The organism is Rhizobium sp. 10PS4 (genome assembly GCF_032464805.1).
GTDB classification, from domain to species: domain Bacteria; phylum Pseudomonadota; class Alphaproteobacteria; order Rhizobiales; family Rhizobiaceae; genus Rhizobium; species Rhizobium laguerreae.
The window spans coordinates 138,772-152,974 of record NZ_JAWDIW010000004.1; the positions used below are offsets into that span (position 1 = coordinate 138,772).

Sequence of the window (14,203 nt, forward strand, 5' to 3'; positions counted from 1 at the left end):
AGAGCTGAAAATACCGCAAAACCATTTCCGGCCTACACCTGTCTCATCGAACGGGGAGCACTCATCCTCGAACGAAAAAGGAGGCAGGGAGATGATTACCATTGACGAAGCGCGCAAGATCATCGCCGCAGGCGAGGCGCGGGCTAAAGAAATCGGCGTGCCGGTCAATATCACGGTCCTGGACGCCGGAGCCCATCTCAAGGCGTTCAGCCGAATGGACGGCGCCGTGCTCGGCTCGATCGACCTTGCTATGGGCAAAGCCCGGACGGCCGTATTGTTTCAAACCACAAGCGAGGCCGTCTGGGAATATTGCAAGCCCGGCGCTCCCGCCCATGCCCTCGAATTATCCAACGGCGGCCTGGCTCCCTTTCCCGGTGGCATCTCGCTTTTTGCCCACGACGGCACGGTGATCGGCGCCGTTGGCGTTTCCGGCGGAGCGGTTCCGCAGGATCTGGAAATCGCGAAGGCAGCCGCTGCAGCCGTCGCGTGACGTGCCAACCCTTGCTTTTGACCAACCCTAAAGTATCGAAAGGAATGTCGCATGACCAAGACCATTTTGATCACTGGTGCAGGCTCCGGCTTCGGCAAGGCTGCCGCCATTGGCATGGCCAAGAACGGCCACAGCATTATCGCGACCACACAGGTTTCGTCGCAGGTCACTCCGCTGCGTGAGGAGGTCTCCGCCCTCGGACTGAAGAACGTTCGAATCGAGCGTCTCGACCTCACCGACGCCTATGACATCAAGCAGGCGCAGGGCTGGGACTTTGACGTGCTCTGGAACAATGCCGGCATGGGCGAAGCCGGTCCGGTTTGGGAAATCCCGATCGAGCTCGTTCGCAAGAACTACGAAGTCAATGTCTTCCTGCCGCTGGTGCTGACCCAGGGCGTCGTCCAGAAATGGGTGCGCGAACGCAAGAAGGGCAAGGTTGTTTTTACGTCCTCCATGGGCGGCCTCTTCACTCCGGCCAACTGGGGCACCTATGTCTCCACCAAGCACGCTTTGGAATCGATCGCCGAAGCGCTGCAGCAGGAACTCGCCCCTTATGGCATCAAGATCCAGACGATCAATCCGGGCGCCTACTACACCGGCTACAATGAGACCATGGCCGACAATCCGTTCCGCTGGCTGGACGACAGCAAGAACTTCACCAAGCGCGCAGATCTGCGCAAGGGCTTCGACGATTTCTTCGCCACCCCCGAAGGTAAGATGGACCCGAAGGAAATGATCGACCGTATGATCGACGTCGTCCCGGCCGACACCGGCAGGTTCCGCAACGTGGTACCGAAGGTCGTCGAGGACATGCTGAAGGAGCATCAGCTGAAAGCCTGGGAAAACCAGATCTAAGCAGAATTTTTGGCGGCGAGCTCTGCAAGTGACACCCGGCCAGCGGTGTCGCGCCACCAAACCGATCCTTGGAGGAAACCATGTCCATCATCGCAACCGCAACTGTCCGCAGCCCGGCACCCTTAGTCCGCCGCATCTTCAACGCTGCCCTCGGCATCGCCGCCACCATACTGGCTCTGGGTGGGATGGAAGTGCGTGCCGCACCGCAGACGCTGACCGAGACTGAACGCCGCAACAAGACGACTGTCGAGGCCGGCTTTGAAGCGTGGGCGGCCGGCACAGGCAGCCCTTATGACCTCCTCGCTGACGACGCCCGCTGGACGATCGAGGGCTATTCGTTGGCATCGAAGACCTATTCCAGTCGCGAGGCGTTCTTGCGCGAAGTGATCCGCCCGTTTAACGCCCGCATGAAGGCGCCGCTGAAGCCCGCGATCCGCAACGTCTATGCCGACGGCGACACTGTGATCGTCTTTTTCGATGCCCGCGGCATCGCCCGCGACGGGGAGCCCTACGCCAACACTTATGCCTGGTTCCTCGACATGCGCGACGGCCGTATCGTCCGCGCCTCGGCCTTCTTCGATTCGGTCGTGTTCAACGCGTTTTGGACCCGTGTAACGCCGGCCGACTAGCCAGAACCAAACTTACCGTTTCAAGGTCGCGCGGCGGACATCCTGCTGGCCACCAGCCGGCTTCCCGGGATTCAACCGCAGGATCGGGGCGGCAGGCGACTGACGCCTGTTGCCGGCTCCGTTATTTGACCGGCTCAACATCCTTGGCGAAGGTCGACCGTCAAAGGGCGTCGCGCTCGTATCGCGGCGCCCATCCGCGGGCCATCCCGCGGCTCATCACTCTTTCCGCCAGCGCCAATTGCTGGCGGAGATGTTTGCAGTCATCGAGCAGCGAGCGTATCGCCGCCTTGGCATTGTCGTCATGCCAGGCAAGCACGGCTTCGACTTCCCAAGCTTGATCGGGCCAGCTTTGATCCGGCCAAGCTTGACCAGGTCCAGTTTGTTCGGGGCGTGCCCGATGGGGTTCCAAGGCTTTTACCGGCTGCATCAGTTCAGCGCCAACGGCAATTGAACAGGGCGCGGCAACGGCGGCAGCGGCCGGCTGAGTTCGACCTTTCTCTGCCAGGCGGCACGACGCTGTTGATCCCGCTCGCGGGCTGCGCGGGATGCTTCGACAAGCGCGAGGGCGTTGGCGATCACCTGTTCCGTATGCGTCATGATCATCTCCAATGTTCCTGTTTTGTTCTAAGTTAGAACTTCGGCAAGAAAAGTCAAGCGTCGGGACAATATGGCTTTGAGGATGGGTGGGAAGCGCGGAGAGTATTCAGTCCGCTGCTTCTATGACGGCAATGCCCGCCTCCTGTGCCGCCCTGATGAAGGCCGCCCGAACGTGTTCCGGCGGGAGATCGCCGATAATCGCATCCAGGCACGACTTGACGGCCTCGAAATACTCTTCGCCGTCGTCTACGGGCCAGTCGCGCAGGAGCGTGCGCGCGGCGTCCCACACAGAGTTAATAACGGCGTAATGGCCGAGCCCCATTGAGGCCAAGCCAACCGGTCGAAAATGTGCCGTCTGTTTCACTTTGCTACAGCTTTTCCCAATTTCGGTGGAGCTCATGGGTACGATGCAATTTGCATGCCGTTGGTAGCCCGCGTCACCAGCCGAAGTGCGGCTTCACGGGATTCGATCTTGGTCAGCGATGCTCGCAGTGTAGACGCTCCCCTTCGTCCACTCCAGATCCCTGCAGCCGGCCCGGTTTGAGAACACGGAGCTTGAACTGAGGCCCTCCGATCAGTCTTTAAGCGAGCGATTATGGTAAATATCGGGCTCCCAGTCCCGCGCCTGCTGATTACGTCTCAGTCTTTCCTTTTATACTCTATAAGAATTACAGCAACTCATATGCTTTGCGCGACGCAGGACGCTCTCTAATCATTAATGGATTGTACCAGAGGTGGACGGAGTTTCATCCGGGTCGTACAATCCAAATCTATCTGCACGCGGATCTGGGAGGAGCGCGATGCCTATTTTCATGGACCGGCACTTTCTTGAAGGAACCACAGCCGCCGACGTTGCCCGGGCGCATCGCATGGATCTCGACATTCAGGACAAATACGGCGTCAAGTTCTTGACCTACTGGTTCGACCAGCGGCGCGGTACCGCCTTCTGCCTCGTGGATGCGCCGGATGCGGAAACGGCGCAATGCGTGCATCGAGAGGCGCACGGTTTCGTCGCCGGCGAGGTCGTCGAGGTCGCCTTATCGGCGGTCGAAGCTTTTCTTGGCCGAATTCACGATCCTGAGCCGGCGCCTGGACAGTCATCCAGCGACGTCGATCCCGGCCACCGGGCAATCCTCTTTACCGACATCGTCGGATCGACAGCAATGACATCGCGCCTCGGCGACCGCATTGCAACCGAAATGGTCAGGGCTCATGACGCTATCGTGCGCAGATGCCTCAGCCAGAATTCAGGCCGAGAAGTGAAACACACCGGCGACGGCATCATGGCGACCTTCGCCGCGACAACGGCAGCGGTCGCATGCGCCATGGCGATCCAGCGGGAATTCGAACGTTACAACGGCGGAAACTCCGAGCCTCTCCATATCCGCATCGGAGTGGATTGCGGCGAACCGGTCGAGGACAGCAACGACCTCTTCGGCTCGACCGTGCAACTTGCCGCGCGTCTCTGTGCGGCAGCCTCCAGCGACCAGATCCTCGTCTCGGAGAATATTTTTCGGGAATACGGCGCCGCCGATCTCTTCGCTCACGCAACGCGCCGACGGTTCAAGGGGTTCTCGAAGCCTATGTTGGTCTTTCGATGCGACTGGGCCAATGCCGGCGTAAACTAAGATCTGCTGGATCCGACACCCGAATAGCCGGCTGCCTCTTGGCAGGGCTCGCCGCGGCGCTTTGTGGCCAAGAAATAGGGGATCATCCGATCTGTAGATATCTAAAGCAGAACGCGCCGCAACTGATGTCACGGCGCGCCCTCACCTGCCATGCAGGCGGCCCCCAACAGCCATGTCTGATTAAGCATTACCAATTTGATGATTCATCAGCCCGTCGAACCTGGGACCACCCTCGACCTTGGCAAGCACGCCCGACATCTTCAGAAAGCGCCGGAAATTCTCGCGCGCAGCGCTCAGCGGGAAACGCCCGTTGGCCGTATCTCTGCACGCCTTCAACAGCGTTTCATATGCCAAACCCCGTTTGTCCTCCGGCCACCCGTCCAGAACATCGAAGATTTCATCGAGGCATGTGACCTCATCGATGAAATGTTGACGATGAAGCAGAATCGGATCAAACCGAGTTGACGACATAGTATCCTCCCATTTATATTACTTTTTTATGGTGTAATTTTACTCAAAAACCGCAATCTATTCAAGTCGAAATCGCGCCCGCTTGACTATTAACGTCGCGGAACTACTTCCATAGCGACGGAATAGCCCGATCAGCTTAGACTTACGTGAATTTAGTCATCGGCTGAGGCCGCGACGCATCACGATTATAGATTGATTGATCAATTGCGCGAATGTTTCGGCTCAGGTGAGCGTGATCTAGCGGGCCAGAAGTTTTCGTATAGGCTCGCGTTGGCATGGTAGATTGCGATCATGACAAGCTTGTGAGGAGACGTTCAGATGAACCGATTTTTTCCATTGGTAGCGGCAGTGCTGATCGGTGTGTCCGTGTTCACGTCTTCCTGCACGTCGCCTGCAAGGCAGGATCACCAGGATTTTCAGTATCAGCGGAATACATCGGTAAACCCGGCATGTGCGGATGGGTTCAGACCCAGCAATGCTCGCTCGTGCAGTTATTGATAGGCATAGAGCCGGAAATTGGGCGGCACGCTGCAGCAATTGGACCGGTTGGGAACTCCAAGCCCTGCCTCACCGTTAGATGATCGGGTCACAATGGCCCGACCCTTAAACAGGAGAACGGTTTCCCATGAACAATTTGATCTGGCTTGTCGGCGCTGTCGTTATCGTGCTCGCGATTTTGAGTTTCTTCGGCTTCCGCTGATTGCAGACGTGCTGATGGCATGCGGCGGCTCAACCGCGTCTTCTTCTCCCGGCGATCGTATGGACGAGGGGAAGCCGGAGCACGCGCCTGGTTGAAAACACTTCACGAAACGCGATTGATCCGCCAACGCCTCCTGACAGGTTTCGAGAAGGCCGAACCGGCTGTTTCGCCGAAGGTATTTTCGGTCGTCGGTTGTGACGTATTCACAGCATTGGCGATACCGCCCAGTTGCCGCCTAACAAACAACAGCCACTTGCCACCGGACATACGCGTTCCATATCGGAGATCTTGAGCATTGGAGGAAAGGGAGACCGACAATCCTGCGATGTCTTATTCCTTTCACCGCACTCGTTCTTGCGGGTTGCAGCGGTCAGCAGTCCGCGCTTAGTCCCGCCGGCGAGGAATCGGAGGCGGTCTATCGGCTGTTCGTCGTCATGGTTATTGGCGGCATTACGATTTGGGTCGGCGTAACCTCCCTGCTCCTTCACGCTGCGCGCCATCGACGGGAAGCATGGCCGGCGGAGAAGGCTGGCGCGCTCATTGCCTGGGGTGGAGTTGCATTTCCGACTGTCGTCCTTCTGCTTTTGCTGGGCTACGCAGTCTGGCTGATGCCGGCGATACGGCCTTGGAACCTGCTTGCAGCAAAGGATGGGGCGATCGAGGTGACGGGGGAGCAGTTCTGGTGGCGTATTCGCTATCCGGCCGTCGGTGACCAGCCTGCTTTCGAGACCGCCAACGAAATTCGCCTGCCCCTCGGCCGACCGGCGACTTTTTCCCTCAAAGCGACCGACGTTATTCATTCCTTCTGGATTCCGGCGCTGGGCGGCAAGATGGACATGATTCCGGGCCGGACCAATTTCCTCACGCTGACGCCAACGCGCACCGGCAGCTATCGTGCCCCTTGTGCCGAATTTTGCGGAGCCTCGCATGCCTATATGGCATTGTCGGTCGTCGTCATGGAGGAGGACGATTATAACGCCTGGCGCAGCAGGCTGATCGATGGCCAGGCAAGCGCTGCGAATGAAGGCGGACAACTCCTGCAGCGCCATGGCTGTGTGGGGTGCCATTCACTCCGTGGACTGCAGATCGCCGGCCAGACCGCCCCGGATCTCACCTTGATCGGCGCCCGCCTCTCGATCGGCGCAGGTGCGCTTGCCAACACGCCGGAAAACATCGCCCGCTTCATTCACTCACCCTCATCGGTGAAACCGGGCGCAAAGATGCCCGCTTTCAACATGCTTCCCGAAGATGATATCGAAGAAATTGCCCGCTATCTCGGGGGGCTCAAATGACGGAACCACTCGCTTCGGTCTCAGCCGAAACATCCGCCGCGCAGGAAGCGGAACTTCGGCGCGTATGGGCCAATCCGAAAGGCTGGCGTTACTGGACCTCCGTCAACAACACTCAGATCGGCCTGTGGTATGGATCGGCCGCCTTCATCTTCATGCTGTTTGCCGGCATCCTTGCGCTGCTCATGCGCCTGCAACTGGCAGTCCCCGACAACGACTTTCTCTCCGCCGATCTCTTCAACCAGGCCTTCACGCTGCACGGCACCGTGATGATGTTCCTGTTTGCCGTTCCGATCTTCGAGGCCGTCGCAATCTTCCTCCTGCCCTCCATGCTTGGCGCGCGGGAGTTGCCGTTTCCGCGGCTTTCCGCTTTCGGCTTCTGGAGTTTTGCGCTCGGCGGCGTATTCGTCTGCGGGTCGATATTTTTCGGGGCGGCGCCCAATGCGGGTTGGTTCATGTATCCGCCGCTTGCCACCGACAAGCAATATTCCGGCATCGGCGCGGATATCTGGCTGCTCGGCCTTTCCTTCATCGAGGTCGCCTCCATCGCCGCAGCCGTCGAGCTCATCGTCGGCATCATGAAATGCCGGGCGCCGGGCATGCGGATCAACATGATGCCGCTCTTTGCCTGGTATCTGCTGATCGTGGCGGGCATGATCCTCTTCGCCTTTCCGCCGCTGATTGCCGGCGACATCCTGTTCGAGATGGAGCGGATGTTCGACTGGCCTTTTTTCGATGCAGCACGTGGCGGCGATCCGCTGCTCTGGCAGCATCTATTCTGGATTTTCGGCCACCCCGAGGTCTACATCATCTTCCTGCCCGCCATCGCGCTGATGGCGATGATCGTTCCGACCTTCGCGCAGCGTCCGATCGTCGGCTATTCCTGGATCGTGCTGGCTGCGGTCGGCACTGGGTTCCTGAGCTTCGGGCTCTGGGTCCACCATATGTTCACCACGGGCCTGCCGCAGATTTCACTGGCCTTCTTCTCGGCAGCGTCCGAGGCCGTCGCAATCCCGACCGGAGTGCAGATCTTTGTCTTCATCGCCACCATGCTGGCCGGCCGGGTGATCTTTTCCCTTCCCATGCTCTTTGGCGTCGGGGGACTGGCGATCTTCATCATTGGCGGGCTGACCGGCGTCATGGTGGCGCTCGCGCCCTTCGACTGGCAGGCGCATGACACCTATTTCGTCGTCGCCCATCTCCATTACGTGATGATCGGCGGCATGCTGTTTCCGGTGGTTGCCGGAATCTACTATTATTATCCGCTGGTGAACGCACAAAAACTTTCGGCTCGATGGGGCAAAATCGCCTTCTGGCTCATGTTCGTCGGTTTCAACACCGCCTTCTTCCCCATGCACCTGACCGGCCTGCGCGGCATGCCGCGGCGGGTCTTCACCTACCCCTCCGATGTCGGCTGGAACCTCCTGAACCTCGTCTCCACCATCGGCGCTTTCATTTTTGCCGCAGGTGTCACCATCATCGTCATCGATGTTCTGCGTCCTAAACATCGCGAGCCGAAAGGCGAAATGAACCCCTGGAATGCCGGAACGCTCGAGTGGATCAGCGAGCCGGAAGAAAATTGGGGCGTGCGGTCCATTCCGATCATCAAAAGCCGGTATCCGCTCTGGGACCAGCCGGAGCTGATCGACGGCATCAAGGCGGGCCGGTACTATCTGCCGGACGCGGCCGATGGTCGGCGCGAAACGCTCGTGACGTCGGTTCTGGACGCCGAACCGCTGCAATGCCTGCGAGTTGGCGGGACATCGCTTCTGACCATCATCTCCGCTTTGGCGCTTGGCGGCGCGTTCATCGCACTGACCTTCCATTGGTGGATCTTGACGGCGCTATGTGCCGCCGTGACACTTGTCGTCATCCTGATCTGGCTCTGGACCGGAACCAACGAGATACCTAGCCAAAATCTCAGGGATATCGGCCTTGGCAAGCAGGTTCCCCTTTACGCCTCCGGCCCGGCTTCAGTCGGCTGGTGGGCGGTCTTCATCACCATGGCCGGAGACGGCACAGCCTATGCCAGCTTGATGTTCGGCTATTTTTTCTACTGGACGATCCATCCCGATTTTACGGCAGGATTGCCGGGTCCGGGCAGGCTCTGGCCCCTGATGGCGGCCGCGCTCTTTATGCTTGCCTGGCTTGCCATGCTGTTTGCGCGATATATCAATTCGAAGGGCAGGATGGCATCGGCCCGTCTTTGCCTCCTCACCGCCACCATCCTCACACTTGCCGCCTGCGCCGCCGGTCTGGCGGGTCCCTATCTGTACGACATGCAGCCGACGGCGCATGTCTATCCGGCGATCGTCTGGGTCATCGTGCTCTGGACGGTCGTTCACGGCCTCGTTGCCGTGATCATGCAGTTCTATTGTCTGGCGAGTAGCTTTGCGGGTCGTCTGACGGCGGAATATGACGCCGATCTGCACAATGTCGTGCTCTATTGGCACTTCCTGGTCATCACTGCCCTCACCTCCTTCGGAGTGCTGGGCCTGTTTCCAGAGTTGAGGTGACGAGATGCGCCTGATCCCAAAAGAGGTGGAAACGCTCTGGACCCTGTTTACCGGGCCCGCCGTCTGGGCTCTGCATTTCCTTGTCTGCTATGTCGCAGCCGCCGTCTATTGCGCGAAAGCATCGGAAGTTGCTTTCTCTTTCGGTATGCTCCGCTTTACCTTGTCCATTGTGACGGTGCTCGCGCTGCTTGCCATTCTCGGTGCCGCCTGGCTCGCCTGGCGGCAATGGGGCTTCGGCAGCGGCGATCCGCCTCATGACGAACCGACGAGGCAAGACCGGTTGCTGTTCCAGGGCTTTGCAACACTGCTGCTGTCGGGCCTGAGTTTCGTTGCAGTCATCTTCGTATCGGTCCCGCTGCTTTTCATCGAGGCCTGCGCAAGATGAAGAACCTTGCTCTTGTCGCCGGCATCTTTGCCCTTTGTCTTGCGCTGGCGCTTCTTGCGACGAGCTGGAACGGCGGATCGCTGACGGCGCATATGATCGTCCATATGACGACCGTCGCCATTGCAGCTCCGCTGCTGGCGATGGCGGTCAGCGGCAGGCGGCTCGATCCCGCCGTCCATCTCCCCTGGTTCGGGCCGGTACTTGCCTCGGTCGCCGAGCTCATCGTCGTCTGGCTCTGGCATATGCCGGCGCTCCGTCGGCTGGCGGAAACGCGGCTTGATGCGATGCTTCTCGAACAGGCAAGCTTCCTTCTTGCCGGCATTCTGTTGTGGGCCGCGTGTTTCCGGCGGCATGATGAAGGCGCCCAGCGGTTGGCGGGCATCATCGGCCTGCTCTTCACCTCGATCCACATGACGCTGCTCGGCGTCCTGCTGACACTTGCGCCCCGCCCGCTTTATGGGATCGGAGATGTCACCTGTCTCGGCTTCGTCCTTGGCCGCGACACCGATCAGCAACTCGGCGGTGTCGTCATGCTCCTGGTCGGCGCAGCCGCCTACATGCTCGGCGCCATCATCCTGCTTGCCGACGTCCTCAAGCCTACGTCTTCAAGGGGCAGCCAATGCGGATGAGGTGGAGACGGATATCTGCCGGCGCCGCAGTACTTGCTGCAGCGGGCCTGTTCGTCGCCTGGGCCGGCATCGTCGACATCCGTGCAAGCACCGGGCACTGGCGCGTTACGGACTGGTTCCTCCATTGGGTGATGCGGGCATCCGTGCGCACGGCAGCGCTGGGCGGGCATGCGCCACGGTTTACGGCGGCGATGCTGCCGCTTGCCGCAGGTCACTACGAAACCGGATGTGCGGGCTGTCATGGTTCGCCGGCTATGCCGCGACCCGCCACCGTCGAAAACATGCTTCCTCCTCCGCCCAACCTGCAGCATGTCACCGCGACATGGAATGATGCCGAGCTCTTCGAGATCGTCAAACATGGCGTGCGCTATACCGGCATGCCCGCCTGGCCTTCGCTGGAACGGGATGACGAGGTCTGGGCCATGGTCGCCTTCCTGCGGGAATATCCAAGCCTCGACCAGGCAGCCTATCAGCGGCTCGCCGGCTTTTCCGCGACGGCGTCCCGGGACTTCGCTGCGATCGTGAAAAGCTGCGAAGGCTGCCATTCGTCTGCAGGCCTCGATGAAACCAGTCTTATCCCGCGTCTCACCGGTCAGTCGGAGACTTACCTCCGCGACAGTCTCGAGGCTTACGCGACCGGCAAACGCCCAAGCGGCGTCATGAAGGTTGCGCTCTCGCAGACATCGAGCGAAGACCGGAAAAAGCTGGCCAGCTATTTCGCCAGTCAGAGCGTACCCACCGAAACGAGCCGACCTTCGGAAATGCTCTCTCTCGGCAAGGTCCTTGCGGAACGCGGTGACCGGACGCGTGGCATCGCGGCCTGCGCCGCCTGCCATGACGCTGCCGGTGTCAACGAGGCCTATCCACGCCTTGCCGGCCAACCGGTGCCCTATCTCGAAAACCAGCTCGGTCTTTTCCGTACCGGAACTCGTGGCGGCGGCGCCTATGCGGGTGTAATGACAAGGGCTGCCGCAGGCCTGACCGACGACGATATTCAGGCGCTCGCAGCCTATTACAGTGCGTTGTCCAAGGATTGAAGCTTTCCTGCGCGACGATGTTCGCCGGATTGCAAAAAGTGGATGATCACCCCCCGGCCCTTCCTTTACAATCAGCCGTTTCGCCGTCAAAGGCAGGTGGTAAGGGAATTCGATGGCTCGTCTTATTGGCGCAGATGAAGCGGCTCAATCGGGAAAGCGGACCACAAACTCCGATTGGCCGGAGGGCCTGGCGCGGGATGTTACAGCCATCAAGGTCGGCGACTGTCTGCTCGGTTACAAGGCTGTCCAGCGCCGCATGCGGACCGGCCGCTGGAACCATTTCCGCGGCCGGATGCGCGAGATCGAAAAATTGATCAGGCACCGTCACGGAGACATCGTGCCCGAAGCCGATGACGCATTGATTTACGTCGAGGTGATCGCCGGCCTCGCCCTTGTCGAGTTCAAGGAAGAGTTCGTCGAGGTGGTTCTCGGCTGGGCGGCGCGATGGCTTCCCTGGGCTGGGAAAGCCGACATAGAGGACGTGATCTACGAGCGGACAAAGGTGCGCTTTTCTGACTTGTCGGCCGACGCGCTCGGCCATGCTCTGCACCTCAGCTACGCAGAACGGAGCGCCCTCGATATCCGCACCATCGGCGCCTTCGATGTGCCGAAACAGAAACGAGCAAAACTGCAAAAGGAAAAGCGGCGACAGCGGGACCGAAGCCGAAAAGAGGAGCAGCGCCGCGCCGCCGGCGCGCTTTCCAGAGCCGACTATCTCGCCAATTCTTTCAGCCAAGTGCGCCCTTGGGAGGCTTTCGGCATCAGCCGCCGGACGTGGGAACGCCGCGGCAAACCCATGCCGAAGCCCGCGACGATATCGGATTGCGATCCGATCTCGCTCGCCGCTTAGAACAGGATGATTTTAGGCCTGTTCGGCCTAAAATCTGAATCCTGTTCTAAATTAAAGAGTTAGAGCATGATGTCGTCCGAAAACCGCTTACACTTTTCGGCATCATGCTCAGGCAAGCGCTTTCGTCAGCTTTAGCCGGGTGGTCCGAACCAGCTATTCACAGCCTCTTGCAGACCATCCTGCGCCCCGTCGCCGACCCACACCACATATCCATCGGGCCGGATCAACACTGCAGTTGGCGCCGAGACCAAGCCCAGCGCCGGCAGCTCCCATGCGCCCTCATATCCGGCGTCGACCAACTTGATGCGGTCCGACCACCGCGTGTTGCCGACGCTGCCGGGCGCGCCAAGGTTCAGGAGCACCGGCCGCGCATCCTGGAGCAGCGTAAAGAGACGCATAGGACCGACAGCCGTGGTGAGGTCGAGGTCAGGCATGCGGCGGCCGAGCAGCGGATGCCCCTCGCCAAACTCGTAGTGGATCGCCAATCCGGACATTTCGGCAGCGATGCGTTTGCGCGGTTCCTCCATGCCAAGCAGCTCCCTTACCACGTCACGCAAGGCTTCAGTGCGATCGTCGGTGCGCTGCAATGCCACCTGCGCCATCGTCATGCGCAACACGCGGGCGGCAACCGGATGCCGCTCGGCGTGATAGGTGTCGAGCAAGGCGTCAGGCGATCTTCCTTTTACCACCTGGGCCAGCTTCCAACCGAGATTGACGGCATCCTGCACACCGGTATTCAGGCCTTGCCCGCCGACCGGAGAGTGCACATGGGCGGCATCGCCGGCGAGGAGTACCCGCCCCTTGCGGTAGGCCGTCGCCTGCCTGGACATATCGGTGAACCGGGAAATCCAGTTGACGCGATGGAGTCCGTAATCCGTTCCAAATGCGGCGAGGAGGGCTTCCCTGAGATCGCTGAGCGTCGGTTCGGTCGTGGCGCCGGCATTCTTCTCCGGCACCATCACGCCGATCGGACCTTCCTTGGCAAAGACGATCTTGCCGTCGTGGATTTCATACTCCTCCCTGCCGAAGGCATAGATGCCAAGGGCCGTGCGATGGATGCCCAATGGCGGCTCCTCTTCCATCTCCACCTCAGCGAGAATGTTGCCGGTCGTCGCATCCCATCCTTCAAACGCAATGCCGGCAGCCTTGCGGATCAGACTGCGGCCGCCATCGCAGCCGGCGAGATAGCGCGCCCTGAGCGAGGCGCCATCGGAGAGTTCAATGGCGACGCCGCTCTCATCCTGCGCGAAACCCGTTACCTCGAGGCTGCGATAGATCGGCACTGCCAGCTCGCCGACCCAGCCGGCCAGAATGCGCTCGACATGCTTCTGTCGCAGCGCCAGCCCGTAATTGTGCCGGGTTCGGAAAATCGCTGATATCCAGACGCGTCACCGCGAAACCCGTGACCTGGGCTATCTGCCCTTCCGCGAGGAACCGGTCGACGATGCCGCGCTGATCGAGAACCTCGAGCGTGCGTGCGCTCAGTCCGCCGGCACGCGTACCGGCAAGCTCCTGGTCAGGGCGGCGCTCCACAATGGCGACGTCGACGCCCGCCAAGGCCAGTTCGCCTGCCAGCATCAGGCCCGTCGGCCCTGCCCCTGATATCACGACTGCATGTTCCCTCATCCGCAAACTCCCTATTCCGCCGCTCCTTCAGGATTCCAGACAGAGCTGGCCCCACTAGTAATCGGTCCTGCGCAGATGCCGATTTTCTCTGTCGCAGGTTGTTCTCCCTATAATAAGAGTTCCATACTGGTTGGAAGGACTTGCGACAGGATATCGGCCTTGCTCTCTAAAGCCATATTCTTTGCCATTTGCTGATCTGGTGCCGTGGAACCTCAGGCGTTTCAGCACGACCTGACCGGGTGGGCGCCGGATTTTGACAGGCATCTTCCCCGGTCATCGTCTGTTCTCGAACAGCGATCGATCAATTCCTTGGAAGGGTATCTTACTGCGGAGCCGGAGCTTTTTGCGGAATCGTCTCAGCCGCCGGTCGCTCGGACGGATCGGCGGGATGGCCATAGATCATGTAGGCGGCGCCTGCCAGCACCCCGAGGACGAGAAGAGCGAGCACGTACAACATCATTCCGCGGATGGCCGCCTTCGGTGTCTTATCCATGAGGGATC

General features: G+C 60.1%; 15 protein-coding genes and 1 pseudogene. 10 read left to right on the plus strand and 6 right to left on the minus strand.

What is annotated here, in order from left to right:
- Positions 1 to 91: 91 nt before the first annotated feature.
- The 3 genes from RWJ89_RS08710 (at position 92) to RWJ89_RS08720 (ending at position 1,974) form a co-directional block, all read left to right on the plus strand.
- Positions 92 to 490: a GlcG/HbpS family heme-binding protein gene (locus RWJ89_RS08710; protein ID WP_131642330.1), complete on the plus strand. Its 399-nt coding sequence runs from the start codon at positions 92 to 94 to the stop codon at positions 488 to 490.
- 51 nt (positions 491 to 541) lie between these two features.
- Positions 542 to 1,345: an SDR family oxidoreductase gene (locus RWJ89_RS08715; protein ID WP_131663978.1), complete on the plus strand. Its 804-nt coding sequence runs from the start codon at positions 542 to 544 to the stop codon at positions 1,343 to 1,345.
- 80 nt (positions 1,346 to 1,425) lie between these two features.
- Complete coding sequence (locus RWJ89_RS08720) at positions 1,426 to 1,974, plus strand: nuclear transport factor 2 family protein (RefSeq protein ID WP_077981058.1); 549 nt, start codon at positions 1,426 to 1,428, stop codon at positions 1,972 to 1,974.
- 160 nt (positions 1,975 to 2,134) lie between these two features.
- Here the strand turns inward: RWJ89_RS08720 and RWJ89_RS08725 are convergent, their stop codons facing one another.
- The 3 genes from RWJ89_RS08725 to RWJ89_RS08735 all read right to left on the minus strand — a co-directional run bounded on the left by RWJ89_RS08725 (position 2,135) and on the right by RWJ89_RS08735 (position 2,935).
- On the minus strand, positions 2,135 to 2,401 hold the full coding sequence (locus RWJ89_RS08725; RefSeq protein ID WP_077981059.1) for a hypothetical protein: 267 nt from the start codon (positions 2,399 to 2,401) through the stop codon (positions 2,135 to 2,137).
- The gene (locus RWJ89_RS08730; protein WP_162039352.1) at positions 2,401 to 2,571 is read right to left on the minus strand and encodes a hypothetical protein; all 171 of its coding nucleotides are present in this window, start codon (positions 2,569 to 2,571) and stop codon (positions 2,401 to 2,403) included. Before RWJ89_RS08730 ends, RWJ89_RS08725 begins: the two co-directional genes overlap by 1 nt.
- Positions 2,572 to 2,677: 106 nt before the next feature.
- Complete coding sequence (locus RWJ89_RS08735; protein ID WP_003539480.1) at positions 2,678 to 2,935, minus strand: DUF982 domain-containing protein; 258 nt, start codon at positions 2,933 to 2,935, stop codon at positions 2,678 to 2,680.
- 436 nt (positions 2,936 to 3,371) lie between these two features.
- Between RWJ89_RS08735 and RWJ89_RS08740 the strand changes: the two genes are divergently transcribed.
- Positions 3,372 to 4,199 (plus strand): nickel-binding protein, encoded by an 828-nt coding sequence (locus tag RWJ89_RS08740; RefSeq protein ID WP_131642318.1) that lies wholly within the window; start codon positions 3,372 to 3,374, stop codon positions 4,197 to 4,199.
- A gap of 180 nt (positions 4,200 to 4,379) precedes the next feature.
- Here the strand turns inward: RWJ89_RS08740 and RWJ89_RS08745 are convergent, their stop codons facing one another.
- Entirely contained in the window at positions 4,380 to 4,670 is a 291-nt protein-coding gene (locus tag RWJ89_RS08745) for a DUF982 domain-containing protein (RefSeq protein ID WP_017960359.1), read from the minus strand.
- A 1,032-nt stretch (positions 4,671 to 5,702) separates the two neighbouring features.
- Here RWJ89_RS08745 and coxB point away from each other — a divergent pair.
- The 6 genes from coxB (at position 5,703) to RWJ89_RS08775 (ending at position 12,076) form a co-directional block, all read left to right on the plus strand.
- Complete coding sequence (coxB, locus tag RWJ89_RS08750) at positions 5,703 to 6,662, plus strand: cytochrome c oxidase subunit II (RefSeq protein WP_316030893.1); 960 nt, start codon at positions 5,703 to 5,705, stop codon at positions 6,660 to 6,662.
- A complete protein-coding gene (ctaD, locus tag RWJ89_RS08755; protein WP_316030852.1) occupies positions 6,659 to 9,175 on the plus strand; it encodes a cytochrome c oxidase subunit I in 2,517 nt (838 codons plus the stop codon). Before coxB ends, ctaD begins: the two co-directional genes overlap by 4 nt.
- Before the next feature lie 4 nt (positions 9,176 to 9,179).
- Complete coding sequence (locus RWJ89_RS08760; protein WP_020049832.1) at positions 9,180 to 9,560, plus strand: hypothetical protein; 381 nt, start codon at positions 9,180 to 9,182, stop codon at positions 9,558 to 9,560.
- Positions 9,557 to 10,189, plus strand: coding sequence for a cytochrome c oxidase assembly protein (locus RWJ89_RS08765; RefSeq protein WP_020049831.1), 633 nt, complete (start codon positions 9,557 to 9,559; stop codon positions 10,187 to 10,189). Before RWJ89_RS08760 ends, RWJ89_RS08765 begins: the two co-directional genes overlap by 4 nt.
- Positions 10,180 to 11,226, plus strand: coding sequence for a c-type cytochrome (locus tag RWJ89_RS08770; protein ID WP_316030853.1), 1,047 nt, complete (start codon positions 10,180 to 10,182; stop codon positions 11,224 to 11,226). Before RWJ89_RS08765 ends, RWJ89_RS08770 begins: the two co-directional genes overlap by 10 nt.
- A gap of 112 nt (positions 11,227 to 11,338) precedes the next feature.
- A complete protein-coding gene (locus tag RWJ89_RS08775) occupies positions 11,339 to 12,076 on the plus strand; it encodes a hypothetical protein (RefSeq protein ID WP_316030854.1) in 738 nt (245 codons plus the stop codon).
- Between the two features lie 131 nt (positions 12,077 to 12,207).
- Here the strand turns inward: RWJ89_RS08775 and RWJ89_RS08780 are convergent.
- Positions 12,208 to 13,702, minus strand: a pseudogene (locus tag RWJ89_RS08780) (FAD-dependent monooxygenase).
- Between the two features lie 322 nt (positions 13,703 to 14,024).
- Positions 14,025 to 14,195, minus strand: coding sequence for a hypothetical protein (locus tag RWJ89_RS08785; protein ID WP_316028532.1), 171 nt, complete (start codon positions 14,193 to 14,195; stop codon positions 14,025 to 14,027).
- Positions 14,196 to 14,203: the final 8 nt, after the last annotated feature.

Excerpts from the sequence above, each read along its gene's own strand:
- RWJ89_RS08710 (WP_131642330.1), top strand. The coding sequence starts at position 92 with ATGATTACCATTGACGAAGCGCGCAAGATCATCGCCGCAGGCGAGGCG.
- RWJ89_RS08715 (WP_131663978.1), top strand. The coding sequence starts at position 542 with ATGACCAAGACCATTTTGATCACTGGTGCAGGCTCCGGCTTCGGCAAG.
- RWJ89_RS08720 (WP_077981058.1), top strand. The coding sequence starts at position 1,426 with ATGTCCATCATCGCAACCGCAACTGTCCGCAGCCCGGCACCCTTAGTC.
- RWJ89_RS08725 (WP_077981059.1), bottom strand. The coding sequence starts at position 2,401 with ATGCAGCCGGTAAAAGCCTTGGAACCCCATCGGGCACGCCCCGAACAA.
- RWJ89_RS08730 (WP_162039352.1), bottom strand. The coding sequence starts at position 2,571 with ATGACGCATACGGAACAGGTGATCGCCAACGCCCTCGCGCTTGTCGAA.
- RWJ89_RS08740 (WP_131642318.1), top strand. The coding sequence starts at position 3,372 with ATGCCTATTTTCATGGACCGGCACTTTCTTGAAGGAACCACAGCCGCC.
- RWJ89_RS08745 (WP_017960359.1), bottom strand. The coding sequence starts at position 4,670 with ATGTCGTCAACTCGGTTTGATCCGATTCTGCTTCATCGTCAACATTTC.
- ctaD (WP_316030852.1), top strand. The coding sequence starts at position 6,659 with ATGACGGAACCACTCGCTTCGGTCTCAGCCGAAACATCCGCCGCGCAG.
- RWJ89_RS08760 (WP_020049832.1), top strand. The coding sequence starts at position 9,180 with ATGCGCCTGATCCCAAAAGAGGTGGAAACGCTCTGGACCCTGTTTACC.
- RWJ89_RS08765 (WP_020049831.1), top strand. The coding sequence starts at position 9,557 with ATGAAGAACCTTGCTCTTGTCGCCGGCATCTTTGCCCTTTGTCTTGCG.
- RWJ89_RS08770 (WP_316030853.1), top strand. The coding sequence starts at position 10,180 with ATGCGGATGAGGTGGAGACGGATATCTGCCGGCGCCGCAGTACTTGCT.
- RWJ89_RS08775 (WP_316030854.1), top strand. The coding sequence starts at position 11,339 with ATGGCTCGTCTTATTGGCGCAGATGAAGCGGCTCAATCGGGAAAGCGG.
- RWJ89_RS08785 (WP_316028532.1), bottom strand. The coding sequence starts at position 14,195 with ATGGATAAGACACCGAAGGCGGCCATCCGCGGAATGATGTTGTACGTG.